Here is a 14,102-nt window from a genome sequence, read left to right on the forward strand (position 1 = left end):
ACCTTGCCGGTGAGGCCCCCTCGGCGTATGCGGCGGAGCTCAAGAGCGAACGAACCACAGCAGGAACGCAGCCCCACCAGGAACGAAGTCAATCGACCACGAAGGGAATTCCCCCCATGTCTTCCAGCAACGACGCACCCCTGAACGTCTTTACCCCCACCGGTCTGGCCGCCCTGTCCGGTGACTGGACGCTCGATCCGGCCGAGTCCACCGTGGAGTTCACCGGCCGGCACTTCCTCTTCTTCCCCGTCACGGGTTCGGTGCCCGTGCGGTCCGGACGGGCCGGGCTCGACGCCGCCGGTTCGCTCACCCACCTCGACGCGACGGTCGTTGTGGCCGGCTTCGACACCGGCAACCCGCAGCGCGACCGGAAGGTGCGCGGCCCGGGATTCCTGGACGCCGGCCGGTTCCCCGTACTGCGGTACGCCGGTGAGCGGGTGGCGCAGGGCGCCCCGCCGGTGCTCACCGGAGTGCTCACCGGAGTGCTCACCGTGAAGGAGCGGGAGGTCCCCGTGGACTTCACCGTGGACGAGGTGACGGCCGACGGGGAGCAGGTCGTGGTCCGCGCCACCGCCGAGGTCGACCGGCATGTGTGCGGGGTGGGCGCGATGCGCGCGATGGTCGGCCCGCGGCTCGCGCTGCGGGTGCGCGCGGTGTTCGTCCGTACCCCGTAGCGGCCGGCCGGTGGACGGCGTCACCTGGTGCGGCACGCGGAAAGGTCCGGCCGGAGGGGGATTCCGGCCGGACCTTCGTTGTCCGGTACCCGCGGGCGGGGGGGTCAGCCCGCGGGTACCGCGTTCCGCAGCGGATCGGGCGCGTCCGCGGGGAGAGGAAAGACGTGGGACAGCCACGCGTAGGTGCGCAGCTCCTCCAGGAGGCTCAGGCCGAGCCGGTTGTGGAGCATGTGGGCGTGCGAGAACAGGATCATTCCGGGGTGCACCGGTGACGTGCGGCGGATGTCGGCCGCGTGTCCGGCCAGCGCCTCGTGCCAGGCGGTGAACGGGCCGTGCGCCTCGGGGTCGATGCGTACCGCGGCCGGGTCCTGGTCCACGTGTGTGATGCGGTCCAGGAGCGCCTGCGGGTGTCCGGCGTCCTTCGCCCAGGACCGCCAGGCGCCCAGCCCGTGGGCGAAGTAGTAGGCCCGTTCGGGCGGGGCGCCGAGGGCGACCGCGGCGGACAGCGTGCCGCGCAGGGCGAGCTGGGAGCGCCGGGCCCCGGTCGTCAGGGCGGGTGTCAGCCGCAGGACGAGCTCGCTGGACTGCCAGAACAGCTCCTCGGCGGCCGGCATATGGGCGGGGCCGCCGTAGCGCTCGTACTCGGGGTCGTACGTGGCGCGGTGGACGCCGGGCGCGAGCAGGGTCCGGACGCTGGTGTTCGGTCCGGTCTCCCCCGCCGCGGCCAGCCGGGCCGCGCCGTCCAGGTACGCGGCCTCGGCCAGCGGCTCCTCCCCGGGGGCGAGCCGGCAGGCGTCGGCGTGACGGGTGCGCAGCGCGGCCTCGGTCGCGGCGTACGCGTCCGGGGTCAGGTCCCCGACGCGCAGCCGCAGATGCGGGCCCGACTGCCAGTAGCGGATGAAGAACCACGGTGTGCCGGGCGGGAGTTCGCGGACCGTGGGGCCGATGACGTCGGTCAGGACCCGGTCGTGCGCCGAGCGGGCGGCGGTGGGCAGGTGCAGATGCCAGGCGCTCCACTGGGTGGCTGCGCCGGTTTCGGGCTGAGCGGGCATGTGGGGCTCCGGGTGGTGGGCTGGTCGGGGCACGGTCACGTACGGAGGTCGAGCAGTGCGCCTCCCGTGCTGCGCGGAACCCCCACCACCGCCGACAGGACGATCGTCTCGTCCGTGCCGAGGCCGATGACGCCCTGGGTGGGGATCTCCTTGAACGCCCGCACCGGCCGGGCGAACAGCCCCGACGCGGCGGCGGACAGGCACAGTCCGTGGACGGCCCAGCCGCAGGCGTGCTGCGCCGCGCCCCAGCCCGCGGGCCCGAAGCGGGCGAAGAGCTCGCGGGGGCGGACGGAGAAGAAGACGGTGACGGGGGCGTTCGCCACCCCGCAGCCGTTGACCGGGGACACGCCGTAGCCGTAGTGCTCCTCCAGCGCGGCGGGCGCGGCCGGATCGGCGCGGACCAGCTCGGCCCGCCCGTCACGGGCCCGGTACACGCCGTCCTCGTGGCCCTCGACGTGCTGCACCACGGCACTCACCCGCACCGCGTCGAACGCGGCGGCGAGCGCCGGGTGCGGCGGGGGTACGGCGAGCCAGGCCAGCGCGGTACGCAGGACGTCCGCCGGGAGCGCCGGGTGGCGGGCGGACGAGTCCATGCCGTGCAGCCCGCGCGGCATCCGGCCGGAGTGGCGCTGCCAGAGGAGCTCCGCCCAGTCGGGTGCGGCGGCGGACGCGGGGAGGCCGGCGGGTACGGCGGTCGTGAGGCGGGCGGCCGTCGGGCCGTTCCCGGCCGTACTCGGGTACCGCTGGCGCCTGTTGACGCGGACGACGTCCGTCAGCGCGGGGTCGCCGACGGGGACGGGGCTCTCCGGTACGGCGGGCGTCGCGGGGGCGGGGAGCCGTTCCGTGAGGTCCAGCTGCCAGGGCAGTGACCACTCCCAGGTGTTCCCCAGGTCCAGTTCCCGCAGCAGGGTGTCGCTGTCGGCCCCGGGCAGGGTCAGGGCCGCCGGCACGTCGAAGAGTTCGAGCCCGAGCGTCAACGCCCTGAGCACCATGCCGAGTTCGATCGCCACCAGGGAGCCCCGGAACCACTGGTAGGCGGCGGGGATCGCCGAGTAGCGCCCGGTGAGGGCGATCCGGGAGGGCGGTGTGCGGTCCGGGGTGCCGGTGAGGGCGTGCCGGGTGGGTTCCAGCAGCCGCCAGGGCGCGTCGGCCGCGCCCCCGTCCACGAAGGCGTGCACGGGGAAGAGGCAGCGGGGCGAGGCGTAGGGGCGGTGCTCGTTGTACGGGTTCTCGGGCTCGCGGCGCAGCGGCGCGAAAGCGGTGGTCAGTGCGTGGGCGAGCGCGGTGGCGCCGTCCGCCGGGCGGGGGTGCCGGGTGGCGGGGTACGGACGGGCGGAGAGGTACGCCGTGGCGCCCGGCGGCAGCGCGGTGCGGTGTCCGGCGCCGCGTGGCGGCGGGGGCGGGACATGGCTGTCGGGCGGGGGCGTCTCGGCCCAGGTCCACGGGGGCGGCTCGGGGTGGTCCGCGCCCTCCCCGTAGGCGTGCCAGAGCGGTTCGCGGGCGATGCTGTTGTCGTCCGCGTCGCCGGGGAGCCGGACGGGCGAGCGGGCCGGGTCCACCTGGCCGGCGGCCGTCGCGCGGGCCGTCGCCGGCGCCGTCACGGGAACGGGTGGGGGTCGTAGGGGATCGCCCGGTGTTCCTGGTCCGTGCCGCTCAGGGCGGCCCGGAGCCGGGGCAGCCCGTCCAGGCGCTGCTGGGCATGGCCGAAGCACATCGGGAGGATGCCGGGGACGACGGCGCGGGCGACACTGATGCCCGCGTCCGCGTGCTCCCGGCTGGTCTGGTCGACGATGACGATCCGGTCGAGCCCCGCGTCGGCGAACAGCCCCGAGACGTACTCCAGCGTGCCGCGCACATCGCCGCCGGCTGCCCTCTCCAGCCTCCCCGGCCAGTCGGGGAAGGCCTCCGCCGGGGTGACGGCCGGGCCGCCGAGGCCGGACAGCGCCCGGCCGCGGGTCTCCGGCAGCGAGGAGAACCGCACATGGTCCTCCAACTCCTCGACCAGCCAGGGGTTCTCGACCATCGGCTCGACGTCCTGCCGGGTCCAGTCGACCGGGTTGGTCACCAGCTGGGCGACCTCGCGCAGCGCGCCGCGGATCGCGGCGTCCGGGTCGGCGCCCGAGCCGGCGGAGGAGAAGGTCGCGGGGAAGGGGTTCTTCTCGTTGACGGCGATCACCCAGACCACCGGAAGTTCGATGTCCCGGGTGGCGACCAGGACATGGACGTCGAAGCCGCGCGAGCGGATCAGCTCGACCATGGCCCGGCTGGTCGGGTCGGTGAGGGTGGCGACCGGGATGTGCGGGAGCGGGGCGGCGCGGAACCACGAGGTGAGGAACGCGTCGCGCTCGGCCAGCTCGAACAGCGAGTGCAGCGCGGCCTCTTCGTGGTTGGCGCCGACCGCGCAGCCGCTGGAGCAGTCGAAGAAGTAGTGCCGGCGCCGGGCGGCGCCCGCGACGCGGGCCGCGCGGCGGTCCCTGCGGTAGGCGTACTCGTACTGGTAGAAGGCGTGGTCGGCCGGGACGAGCAGCGGCCGGCCGTCGGCGAGGTCGTGGCCCCAGGCCCAGTCCATCGGGGTGTCCGCGGTGAACGGGGTGGCCCGGCTGGTGGGGTGGGCGAGCTGCTCGGCGGTGTAGCGGCCCAGCGTGCCGGGGTCGACGGCGTGCTCGGCGACGTCGTTGTAGGAGCGCTCGGTGAGCAGCGGGATGTCGTACGGGTAGCCGCCGAGGCGTTCGTACGCTTCGAGGACGGCGACCGGTTCGGTCTCGGCGAAGGTGCGGGCCCGGCCGTGGCCCATCGCCGGGGCGTCCGCGACGACGGCCATGCTCATCGCGAACGGGGTGCGGGACTCGCGCAGGATGCCGCGGACCGGGCCGAAGCGGTCGTCGAGCAGCCGCTCGCGCAGCACTCCGCGCTCGACGAGGCGGCTGGCGGCCGTGCGGGTGGAGTCGCCGGGGACGGCGGGGCGGGGGACGAGGGTGCGGTGGGCGGGCGGTTCGGCGGTGGCGGTGAGGTCCCGGTCGGACGGGCCGCAGGCGGGGCAGTGGAAGCTGCGGGCGATGCGGTGGCGGCGGGTGCCGTGGACGGTCGCCGCGTACGCCTCGCCCGGGGCGAGCGGCCGGGCCGCCAGGTGGTCGACGGCGATGCCCAGGAGGCCGGGAAGCACGGCGGCGGGCGCGGCCGGGGTGGCGGCGGGCCGGGTGAGGTCGCCGACGAGCGGGTGGTCCAGGACCGTCCGCTCACGGACCTCGGCGCAGGCGGCGCAGCCCGCGTCGGTACCGGGGGCCCACAGCGGGCCGATCATGACCTCGTCCTCGTGGATGCGGACGGAGAGGTGCGGGGTGCGGCGCGGGTCCGCCCCGGCGCGGGCCACCCGGTCCCGCTCCCAGTCGAGGTCCCAGCCGGTGTTGGCCGAGACGGTGGCGCCGGTGGCGGCGGCCAGCCGGCCGAGTGCGGGCAGCCAGTCGCCGTGCGCCGCCGGGGCCAGGGACGGGCCCGCCGCCACGACGGCGGGCGCGATCGTGTCAGTCGGCATCGTGGTTCTCCTGCTCCTGCGCGGTACGGGCGACGGCCTCCACGGGGCCGTACCAGAAGGGGATGTCACCGAGCACCGGGTCCGTGCGCGAGGCGCGGCCGCGGTAGGCGGTGCCGGTGCGGTCCGTCCCGGGGGCGGGTGCGGTGAGCCGGGCGCGGAGTGCGGCGCGGGCGGCGTCGCCGGTGGAGAGGAGGGCGTCGGTGGAGAGGGGGTCGACGACGGTGCCGCTGCCGGTGACGCGTGCCTGGGTGGCGGCGAGGGCCGTGCACAGGGCCGCGTGCGTCGCCTCGGCGGGCGTCGGGCCCCAGCCCGCGCCGAGCCGGTCGCCGCCGGCGGTGACGCGGGCCAGGTACCAGCCGGTCTCCGGGCTCGGCGCCACGGCGATCTGGGGGCTGAACCGGTCGTCCTCCACGCGGAGTTCACTCAGGACGCGTTCGCTCTCGGCGGTGAACGGGTGCGCGGTGGCGTCCGACTCGGTGAACCCTGTTGTCGATGCGGCGAGTTGACGCAGCGCCCCGTCGAGGAGCCAGTGCTCCTCGGTGAGACCGGCGGCCGCGCTGCCCGGGGACCGGGAGCCGCGGTCGCGGAGGGCGGCGAGGGCGGCGGCCAGGGTGACCGTCTCCTGGTGGGCCGCCCACGCGGTGACGGAACCGCCGGTCCGCGGCGCCGCGCGGTGTTCGGCCGCGCGCAGGGCGAGCGGCATCTGGGGCAGGTCCTCGCCCTCGGCCGAGGCGAACAGCCCGGTCCAGCGGGTGGCGAGTTCACCGGCGGAGGCGAGGGCCGCCTCCGCTTCGGGGAACGGCCGGACGGGGGCCTCGTGGAGAGTGAGGGCCGCCGCTTCGGTCACGGGAGCGCCCGTGACGGTGACGCGGTCGGCCGTCAGGTCGTCGCCGTGCACGACATGGGCCTCACCGGGCTCCGCGACACCCGTGAGGGTGTCGGCCAGGAGCTGGGCGGCGAGGGCCCCCGCGAGGGCGTGGGCGACGGGTCCCGGTGCGGGTCCGGCGCCTTCGGCCGCCGCCCAGGACAGGGCACGGTCCCGGAACGCCGCCCAGGTGGCGGGGGTCGCGCCGACGGGACCGACGAGGGTGAGACCGGGGCCGAGCAGCACGGGCACGTCGAACGTGCCGGTGGGCCCGGGCCAGGTCTCGTCCCCGGTGAGGAACCGGATGGCGGTCCGGGTGGAGGGGGACGGCCGTGCCGCCGGGTCGCCGGCGGGGATCAGGTCGTACGCCTCACGCACCGCCGGGCCGCCGGCGGGAATCAGGTCACCCATGACACGCACCGCCGGGCCGCCGGCGGGAATCGGAGCATCCGTACCGCGCACCGCCGGGTCGCCGGCGGGGATCGGGTCGTGCGTTTCGTACGCCGCCGGGTCGCCGACGGAAGTGTGGGGAGCGCGGGGGGACGGGGCCGGGGCCCCGACGGCCGTCACGCGTCGTACTCCGGCGCGCCGCAGCCCGCGTTCCGCCGGGGCGGTCGCCGTCCCGGGGCCCCGCAGCTCGACGGCCGTCGCGTGCAACCGGGCGAACGCCGCGTACGGGTCGTCGAGGCGGGACTCCAGGCGGGCCAGGGAGTCGGCGTACCGCTCACGCACCGCGGCCGGGGGTTGTGGCGCGGTGAACGCCGCGCTGTCCAGGAGCAGTCCGTTCGCCCGGAGGCGGCCCACGATGTGGACCACCGCGGGGCGGGCCCGCTCCGTGCCGATCGCGGTGACCAGCGCGTCCAGGGTCGTGCCCGCCTCCAGGAGGGGCAGGCAGCCCTCGGCGACGGCGTACAGCACGTCGGACCCGCGCAGCACGAACTGTCCGCGCGTCCCGCTGAAGTAGACGCCTGAGGGGACCGGTGCGCAGTGCAGTCCGGGCCGCGACCTCAGTACGCCGGGGGCTGCCCCGTCGACGGCCGCCGGGGCCGTGGTGGTGATCGTCACGACCGCGCTCCTTCCGCGTGGTTCACCGGGTCGTAGGTGAAGGTGCCGCCGGCCGTGCGCCCGACCTCGACGACCCACTCGGTGGCGTGGGTGCCGTCCGTGACGCCGGGCAGGGCCTCCTCCAGGTAGCCGCCGGTCGGGCCGTCGCCGCGGCGTTCCAGCATCCGGGGCAGCACCCGGACCGCCAGCGCGCTGGTGAGGTCCACGTACTGGGGCTTCTGCTGGAGGCGCTTGGACTGGACGTCGGGGGCGCCCACCGAGAGCGGGCCCTCGTCCTCGGGGGCCGACTTGATGACGACCTCCTCCGGGACTCCGTGCCTGGCCCGCCACGCCGTGAGGGCGAGCAGCCGCTCGGGGCCGTCCTGGCCGGTGGCGACCGCCGTCTCCAGCTCGGCGCCGCCGTACCAGCGGCGGCGGCCGATGAGGACGTTGCCGACGCTCATCCGTGGAGCGACGCGGGTCTCCTTGCCGTCCCAGGGAAGCGACGCGTGCCAGGAGTTCGGGAGGCTGTTGAAGAGCCGGCCGCTGATCGCGAGGCCGGAGGCGACCGACAGCGGGGGCGGGAAGAGGCCGGGGTGGCCGGTGCCCAGGGGCAGTACCCGCAGCGGCGCCCCGTCCGCGTCCTCGACGCGCAGGGTGTCGGTGGCCGGGTCGTGCGCCAGCCGGAGGCCGAACCAGTCCTCCGGGGTGAGGCCGCCGGGCAGGATCGGGGCGTGCGCGTTGACGTTGAGCCGGTGCAGGCCCAGGTCCTCGGTGACGCGTGCGCCGTCGTGGCCGTAGAAGCGCTGGAGGTGTGCGGCCAGCCGGGGCAGGGCCTCGCCGCCGAGGCGCCGGTCGGCGTCCAGGAAGCGGGCGTACAGCATCCCGTGGCCCGGCAGTCCGTCGTTGAGGACGAGCCGGTCGCCGGCCTCCTGCAGCAGCACCCCGTAGATCAGCGGGTCCTGGCGGAAGCGGCCGGGCAGCGACCGCGTCAGGTCGGCGACGTCGGCCGCGGTGAGGGCGAGGGTGTCCTCGCCCGCGTCGGCCGTCTTGGTGAGCCGGGTGTGGATCTCCTCGGAGAGCTCGCGGCGCAGCTGGAACATGCGCTCCAGGCACCCGTCGGCCGGCCCGATCCCGGTCAGCGCGGAGGCGTCGCCGGTGCCCCGGGGACCGTAGACCGCGTCCATCGCGGCGGCCCGCCGGGAGACCTCGCCGACGACGAACGCGGCGTGCTCGGCGAGCGGGACGTTGGCTCCGGCGCCGAAGCGTTCGGTGAACGCGGCGGTCATCAGGACCCGGACGTCGTGCAGCCAGTCGAAGACGGAGAGCAGTTCGACGGCGGGGCCGAGGTCGGCCAGCGGGGTGTGCCAGTGGGAGGCCGCCACCTTCAGGGGCGGCATGACGTAGTCCTCCTCGACCGTGATCTGCGCCGGGCGGCCCGCGGCCTGGCTGAACCGGCCCAGCGTGGTGCGCAGTTCGGTCAGGGCGGCGCCGCGCTCCGCGGCCGGGGCCCCGACCACGCGGGGCATGCCCGCGCGGATCGCCTCGGCCAGTTCCCGCAGTCCGGGGGTGTGTTCGGTGTCGGGGAGCTCGGGGGTGAGGAGGTCCTCGTAGTCGGCGGCGCCGTCCTCCGCCGCGTTGAACGTGCACAGGACGCCCTGGTGCAGGGCGCGGCGCACCCGGCGGTCGGCCTCGGCCTGAGGGACGCCCGCCCGCGCCGCGACATGGGCGACGACGGCGGGGAAGCGGCGCGGGCCCATGGAGAGCGCGTCGAGGAGGTCCCCGGCGGGGCCGTCCAGCGGTACGGCGAAGCGCTGCATGCCCTGGTCGGTGAGCTTGAGGAAGAAGAGCTTTCCGGCGACCGGGTCCGGCGCGGAGGTCGGCGGCACCCCGACCCACAGCTCGGCGAGGTCCGTGGCGTGGGCGGTGGGCAGTCCGCCCAGTACGTAGCCGAGCATGACCCGGTCCAGGCCGGGCACGGCCCGCGCCCCGGTGAAGGGGACATCGCCGGGGTGCACGGCCTCCGGGTCGGTGGCGGGGGCGGGTTCGGCGATGCCCACCGCGGTGAAGCGGGAGAGCGGGCTGGTGCGGACCATGGCCCGGGTGACGTACTGGATGAGGCCGCGCTCGGACTTGCGGGTACGGGCGGACAGCTTGCCGGGTCCCGCGACGGCGGCCCGGTAGCGCTCGGCCTCCTGGTGCACCTCGGGGGCCAGCAGGGCCAGCGAGCGCAGCAGGTCGTCGTTGCCCAGCAGCTCCGCCAGCAGGGCGCGTTCGCGCTCAGCGGCATCGGGGTAGCCGTCGGCGACTGCGCTGCGCAGCCGCTCCCGCTCCTGGTACGCGGCCAGCCAGTGCGCCACCGCGGGGGTCGGGTCCTGGGGGGTCTTCTTGGGGGCGCGGCCGTTGTGGATGGAGCGGCGCAGGGCGATCAGGGCCCGGCGCTCGTCGTCGGAGGCGGCGGTGCCGATGCTCTCGTACAGTTCCTGCGAGCAGGCGTCCGCCGCCGCGGCGAGCTCCGTCTCGGCCGCTGCGAGACCGGCCAGCAGGGTGCGCTGTCCGGGGTCTCCCAGGCGGGCCCGGCGCAGCGGGTTGACGCGGAGGAACCACTGGGGTTCGGGGCTGGTCATCTCGGGGCTCCCGTCGGTTCGGGGGTGGCGACGGCCGGGCCGGCATCCAGGCGGTCCTGCCAGCTGACGCCCAGCACCTCGTCCACGGTCTCGGCGAGCGCGAAGCACATGTAGTAGCGCTGCATCGGCGACACGGTGAGCAGCGGCAGCTGCTGGTAGAAGAGATTGGTCAGCAGCCGGTAGGCCGCGAAGAACGGCGACGGGGAGCTGATGGCGCCGGAGCCGTGCACGGTGCGGTGGAACTCGGTGTCCGGCTGCTCGCCCCGCGGGACGACGGTGGTGGCTCCGGGCGGGCCCATCTCGCTGCGGTCCACCCCGTCGGTGACCGAGTCGAGCAGGTCGAGGGTGAGGGTGCCCGCCGCGACCGCGCTCTCCAGCGCACCGGAGGAGTAGGCGAACGCGGTGCGCCACTCGGCGGCCGCCGGGGACGCCTCACCGCTGAGCCGCTCCTCCACGACCGTGCGCAGCATGGCCGCGTCCTTGGCGAGGCGCTCCTTGAACACCGGGCGCATGTCCTTGCTCGGCGCCGCCCAGGCGAGGAAGGCCTCGACGTGGGAGCGGGGCGAGAACACCCCGTACGCCGGTCCGAGGAAGTGTGTGTCGACCAGGGCGGCGAACGCCTCGGCCAGCCGCCGGGTGCCGCTGCGCGGTTCGGCGGCCATCGACTCGATCATCCGGAGCACGGGCCTGGCCAGCGCGCCGCCGACGACGTGGCGCAGGGCGTCCAGCCGCGGTTCGCGGGAGCGCAGGGCCGGGTCGTCCGGGGCGATGACCTCCACCGCACCATGGGCGCGCAGCGGCAGGTAGGGCGGCTGCACCGCCTCCAGCCGGCCGAACTCCCGGGCCTGGTCGAGATACACCTCGTCGGTCAGGGCGCGGGCCGCGTCGAGCGGTCCGGCATCCAGCCGGGCCGCGACCGACTGCCAGTCGACGGCGCCGCCGGGTGCTCCCGGGGCGTCCATGGCGAGTACGTCGAAGTGCGGGCCGTGCAGCCATCCGCGCCTCAACTGGACGCCGGGGGCGCCCTGTTCGCCGAGCGAGCGGGCGGCCGGCACGACGTGCCGGGCGATCCAGGCCGGTGTCACCGGCATCCGTGTGTGGAGGCGCACCCCCGTCAGACCGGCGGAGTCCGGCCTCACGGCAGTGCGCTCCGGAGCGTCAAACCCCATGTCTTTCGCACCTTCCGAGATGAAATCGAGAACGTGAATTCACTATTGGCCAAGTGAATTTCCGGGGGAAGAGCGGGAGGTCCGGCGCTTACATACGTCACCGTTGTCGTGACACCGCTCCGGGAATCACGGAAAGAGGGATTTGGCTTCGCCCCGCCGTGACAGATGTCATCACCTCGGGATGTCATCGGCCCGAACCGGGCGACCTGGCCGAAAACAGCCAAACCGACGGGATGATCGTTGTACTCTCCGCCAATGACCCCCACTACGCCATCGACGCCCTCCACACCTTCGGCCACGGATGCCGAGTGCGTCGCGCTCACCCGGAACCTCCGCCGCAGGGGCACTCTCGTCCTGTCGGTGTTCGCCGTGATCTGGGCCTTCGCCGGCGCGTCCGGACTGGCGTCCCAGGGCGCGGCCCTGGCCATCGAGATCACCGGCGCGGCACTCACCGCGGTGGCGATCGTGCTCGCCTACCGCAAGGGCGCCGCACCCTCGCCCCGCATGGTGAGCCTGCCGGAGAACTGGGCGCGCGCGGTCGGCATCGTGAACGTCGTCGAGGTGGCCGCCGTCTTCGCGGTGATCGCGGCGTCCAACGCCTCGGGCCACCCGGAGTTCATCCCGGCCGCCATCGCGCTGGTCGTGGGCCTGCACTTCTTCCCGCTCGCACGCCTCTACGACCAGTGGCAGTACAAGGGGACGGCGGTCCTGCTGAGCGTCGTCGCGGTCGTCGGGTTCGTGCTCATCGCGGCCGGCCTGTCGGGCGAGGGCGTGCGGGCCGTGGTGGGCCTGGGCTCCGCGGTGGTGCTGTGGGCGTCCGCGTACCACGTGGCCGTCAAGGGCTGAGCCGGCGTCACCCGCCCGGCCCCGCGAGCGGGGCCCCTTCCCGCCTGCGCACACAAGGATGTACCCGGCCGGCCTGGAGGCCGGGCGGGCGCATCCTTCTGTGTGCGGTTCAGCCGTTACGGCCGAGCGGCAGTCAGCAGGCGGAGCAGGTGCTCGACGAGGACGACGAGGTCCCGATCGAACCGCTGGACGCGCCCATCTCCGGCAGCGCCACGCCCTGGGCGACCTCAAGGGTCTCCAGCTCGTCCGCGTCGAAGCCGTCGAACGCCGCGTCGTCGCCGTTGATGTCGTTGATGCTCATGTCTGAATTCCTTTCGAGGACCTGATGGTCCGGATTCGGGTGGGGTGGGTCAGCAGGCGGAGCAGGTGCTGGACGAGGAGGACGAGGTGCCGATCGAGCCGCTGGAGGCACCCATCTCCGGCAGCGCCACGCCCTGGGCGACCTCAAGGGTCTCCAGCTCGTCCGCGTCGAAGCCGTCGAACGCCGCGTCGTCGTTCTTGATGTCGTTGGCAGCCATGGTGCATTCCCTTCGATTGGGTTCCGGAATTTCTCGGATTCTCTGAATTCCGCCCCGGAACAACAGTCCTGCGAATATGAAGCCATTCGGTTTCTTCTGCTTTCCCGTCCGGCTTCGATATCCATATTGCTCGGCCCGCCACCCCCGCGCCAGACTTTCCGGCGCCGCGCTGACATTTATCACGGGGCGAATGACGCTTCGCCCGGCAGCGACCATTCGGGGCTGTTCACCATGTGCCATTCCGGACCGGGGTCGCCGGCGATCGCGGGGTCCTGACCAGGCGTACCGAGCAGGAAATCCCCCACCGAGGACTCCTCCAGGTAGTCCAGGCCCAGGACCCGGGCGGACATGTCGGCGTCCCCGTTGCCCAGGCCGCAGGGGGCCAGGCCCATCGCCGTGGCCACCAGATACATCGTCTGGTAGAGCACACCGGTGTGCCGCAGCGTCGTCGCGTACGCCATGGCCCGGTACTTCCACGCCATCCGCTGGAAGCGCGAGGTCACCGTGATGAGCACATCGGGGCGCACGTCGAAGCCGACCGAGCGGGACGCCACGTTCAGCAGCGACCTGCGGTCCACCTCGGCGTCGTTGACGAGCACCAGGCGGTGTCCGTAGGAGTCGTAGTGGTAGATGCCCGGCGCCAGCCCCGCGCAGCGCAGCACGGTGACGTACAGCTCCAGTTCGTAGAGCGAGCCGCCACTCGGGTAGGGGCGGGAGATCACCTCGTCGGCGCCGGGGCTGTCCGCGCCCGGGGTGTGGTGCACCCGGACACGCTGCACCCGGTACAGGAACTCGCCCAGCTCCTTGGCGGTCAACTCCCGCTCCCCGTAAGTACGGTGCGAACGCCTCGTCTCGATCGCGGCGGTCAGTGAGGGGTCACGGGCGTCGATGTCCCGGCGCAGCGGCCGGTACAGATCGACCGCCTCCCCGGCCGGGACGGGCTTCACCGCCGGCCGCGGCTCGATCTCCCCCTGGTAGGGGTAGACCGCGCCGAAGATCCCGTCGTAGCGGCCCGAGCGCACCCGCGAGTGGAACAGCAGGTCGTGGAAGTCCCACTGCCGCAGCTTCGGTTCGGTGTCGGAGGCGAACGTCCCGTCGGGTCCGGCGGCCTCGGCGAAGCCGGCCCCGATCAGATGCGCGAGCACGTCGAGGCTCTCCTGCGGCCCGAGACCGGTGCCCTCACCGGCCCGGCCGGCCGCCACCGGCTGCCCCAGGGCGGCCGTGAGCTCGCGCGCCCCCCGGTCGGCGAGCACCGCGCGGAACTTCACGAGCGGCGACTCCAGCACCAGCACGCCGTCGCGCGAGCGGCAGAACGCGAACCGGGACAGCCGCACCGCGGCGTCGGTGTCCACCGGGGCCGGTTCGTACCCGGCGTCGCGGGCCGTCTGCTCCAGCCGCACCAACTCCCGCCGCAGCGGCGCCTCGTCGCCGCTGAGCACGCTGTGCGCGAGGAGCTGCGAGGCCCGCTCCACGAGAGCGGCCGCCCGGACCCGCTCGGCCGGGGTGAACCCCTCGTACAGCTCGTCGTCGGGCAGCGGCTCGCCGCCGAGCCGGTCGAGCACGGTGCGCAGCGCCCCGCGTACCGGCCGCAGCACCAAGGAGCTGACGGGGCCGTGCAGGGTCACGGTGTCCGTGGCGCCGTCCAGGGCGACACGGACGTCGGCCCGCAGGACGCGGGCATGCGTCCTGGCGGGTCTCGTCGTGGATACGGGGATCATCCGGGGCCTCCGGTCTACGGAACTTCGCTGCGTACGTCGAAATCCACTCTGCGGCCC

Annotated in this window: 11 protein-coding genes; 2 read left to right on the plus strand and 9 right to left on the minus strand. The window is 74.5% G+C overall.

The window, feature by feature from the left end; all coding sequences use genetic code 11:
* Positions 1 to 116 precede the first annotated feature (116 nt).
* On the plus strand, positions 117 to 674 hold the full coding sequence (locus OG322_RS15485; protein WP_329306548.1) for a YceI family protein: 558 nt from the start codon (positions 117 to 119) through the stop codon (positions 672 to 674).
* A 104-nt stretch (positions 675 to 778) separates the two neighbouring features.
* Here OG322_RS15485 and OG322_RS15490 read toward each other — a convergent pair whose 3' ends face one another.
* The 6 genes from OG322_RS15490 to OG322_RS15515 are packed head-to-tail and all read right to left on the minus strand — an operon-like array spanning position 779 to position 10,963.
* Positions 779 to 1,726, minus strand: a complete 948-nt coding sequence (locus OG322_RS15490) for a thiopeptide-type bacteriocin biosynthesis protein (RefSeq protein WP_329306549.1) — start codon at positions 1,724 to 1,726, stop codon at positions 779 to 781.
* 35 nt (positions 1,727 to 1,761) lie between these two features.
* Positions 1,762 to 3,327, minus strand: a complete 1,566-nt coding sequence (locus OG322_RS15495) for a hypothetical protein (RefSeq protein WP_329306550.1) — start codon at positions 3,325 to 3,327, stop codon at positions 1,762 to 1,764.
* Entirely contained in the window at positions 3,324 to 5,258 is a 1,935-nt protein-coding gene (locus OG322_RS15500; RefSeq protein WP_329306551.1) for a TOMM precursor leader peptide-binding protein, read from the minus strand. Before OG322_RS15500 ends, OG322_RS15495 begins: the two co-directional genes overlap by 4 nt.
* The gene (locus OG322_RS15505) at positions 5,248 to 7,188 is read right to left on the minus strand and encodes a hypothetical protein (protein ID WP_329306552.1); all 1,941 of its coding nucleotides are present in this window, start codon (positions 7,186 to 7,188) and stop codon (positions 5,248 to 5,250) included. Before OG322_RS15505 ends, OG322_RS15500 begins: the two co-directional genes overlap by 11 nt.
* Entirely contained in the window at positions 7,185 to 9,794 is a 2,610-nt protein-coding gene (locus OG322_RS15510; protein ID WP_124284694.1) for a lantibiotic dehydratase, read from the minus strand. The genes OG322_RS15505 and OG322_RS15510 overlap by 4 nt, the downstream gene beginning before the upstream one ends.
* Entirely contained in the window at positions 9,791 to 10,963 is a 1,173-nt protein-coding gene (locus OG322_RS15515; RefSeq protein ID WP_329306553.1) for a hypothetical protein, read from the minus strand. Before OG322_RS15515 ends, OG322_RS15510 begins: the two co-directional genes overlap by 4 nt.
* A 255-nt stretch (positions 10,964 to 11,218) precedes the next feature.
* Between OG322_RS15515 and OG322_RS15520 the strand changes: the two genes are divergently transcribed.
* Entirely contained in the window at positions 11,219 to 11,809 is a 591-nt protein-coding gene (locus OG322_RS15520; protein ID WP_266411313.1) for a hypothetical protein, read from the plus strand.
* Positions 11,810 to 11,942: 133 nt separating this feature from the next.
* Here OG322_RS15520 and OG322_RS15525 read toward each other — a convergent pair whose 3' ends face one another.
* From OG322_RS15525 to OG322_RS15535, 3 genes are all read right to left on the minus strand, one after another.
* Positions 11,943 to 12,110: a thiazolylpeptide-type bacteriocin gene (locus OG322_RS15525; RefSeq protein WP_123460839.1), complete on the minus strand. Its 168-nt coding sequence runs from the start codon at positions 12,108 to 12,110 to the stop codon at positions 11,943 to 11,945.
* Positions 12,111 to 12,159: 49 nt separating this feature from the next.
* On the minus strand, positions 12,160 to 12,327 hold the full coding sequence (locus OG322_RS15530; protein ID WP_123460838.1) for a thiazolylpeptide-type bacteriocin: 168 nt from the start codon (positions 12,325 to 12,327) through the stop codon (positions 12,160 to 12,162).
* A 179-nt stretch (positions 12,328 to 12,506) separates the two neighbouring features.
* Positions 12,507 to 14,045 carry a SagB/ThcOx family dehydrogenase gene (locus tag OG322_RS15535; RefSeq protein WP_329306554.1) on the minus strand — a complete coding sequence of 513 codons (1,539 nt, stop codon included), beginning with the start codon at positions 14,043 to 14,045 and terminating at the stop codon, positions 12,507 to 12,509.
* Between the last annotated feature and the right edge of the window lie 57 nt (positions 14,046 to 14,102).

Origin of the sequence: Streptomyces sp. NBC_01260 (assembly GCF_036226405.1) — a bacterium.
In the GTDB taxonomy this organism is placed as follows: Bacteria; Actinomycetota; Actinomycetes; order Streptomycetales; family Streptomycetaceae; genus Streptomyces; species Streptomyces laculatispora.

What these genes read in the sequence shown, in the direction of transcription:
- OG322_RS15490 (WP_329306549.1), bottom strand. Translation starts at nt 1,726, where the DNA reads ATGCCCGCTCAGCCCGAAACCGGCGCAGCCACCCAGTGGAGCGCCTGG.
- OG322_RS15515 (WP_329306553.1), bottom strand. Translation starts at nt 10,963, where the DNA reads ATGGGGTTTGACGCTCCGGAGCGCACTGCCGTGAGGCCGGACTCCGCC.
- OG322_RS15525 (WP_123460839.1), bottom strand. Translation starts at nt 12,110, where the DNA reads ATGAGCATCAACGACATCAACGGCGACGACGCGGCGTTCGACGGCTTC.
- OG322_RS15510 (WP_124284694.1), bottom strand. Translation starts at nt 9,794, where the DNA reads ATGACCAGCCCCGAACCCCAGTGGTTCCTCCGCGTCAACCCGCTGCGC.
- OG322_RS15500 (WP_329306551.1), bottom strand. Translation starts at nt 5,258, where the DNA reads ATGCCGACTGACACGATCGCGCCCGCCGTCGTGGCGGCGGGCCCGTCC.
- OG322_RS15530 (WP_123460838.1), bottom strand. Translation starts at nt 12,327, where the DNA reads ATGGCTGCCAACGACATCAAGAACGACGACGCGGCGTTCGACGGCTTC.
- OG322_RS15485 (WP_329306548.1), top strand. Translation starts at nt 117, where the DNA reads ATGTCTTCCAGCAACGACGCACCCCTGAACGTCTTTACCCCCACCGGT.
- OG322_RS15535 (WP_329306554.1), bottom strand. Translation starts at nt 14,045, where the DNA reads ATGATCCCCGTATCCACGACGAGACCCGCCAGGACGCATGCCCGCGTC.
- OG322_RS15520 (WP_266411313.1), top strand. Translation starts at nt 11,219, where the DNA reads ATGACCCCCACTACGCCATCGACGCCCTCCACACCTTCGGCCACGGAT.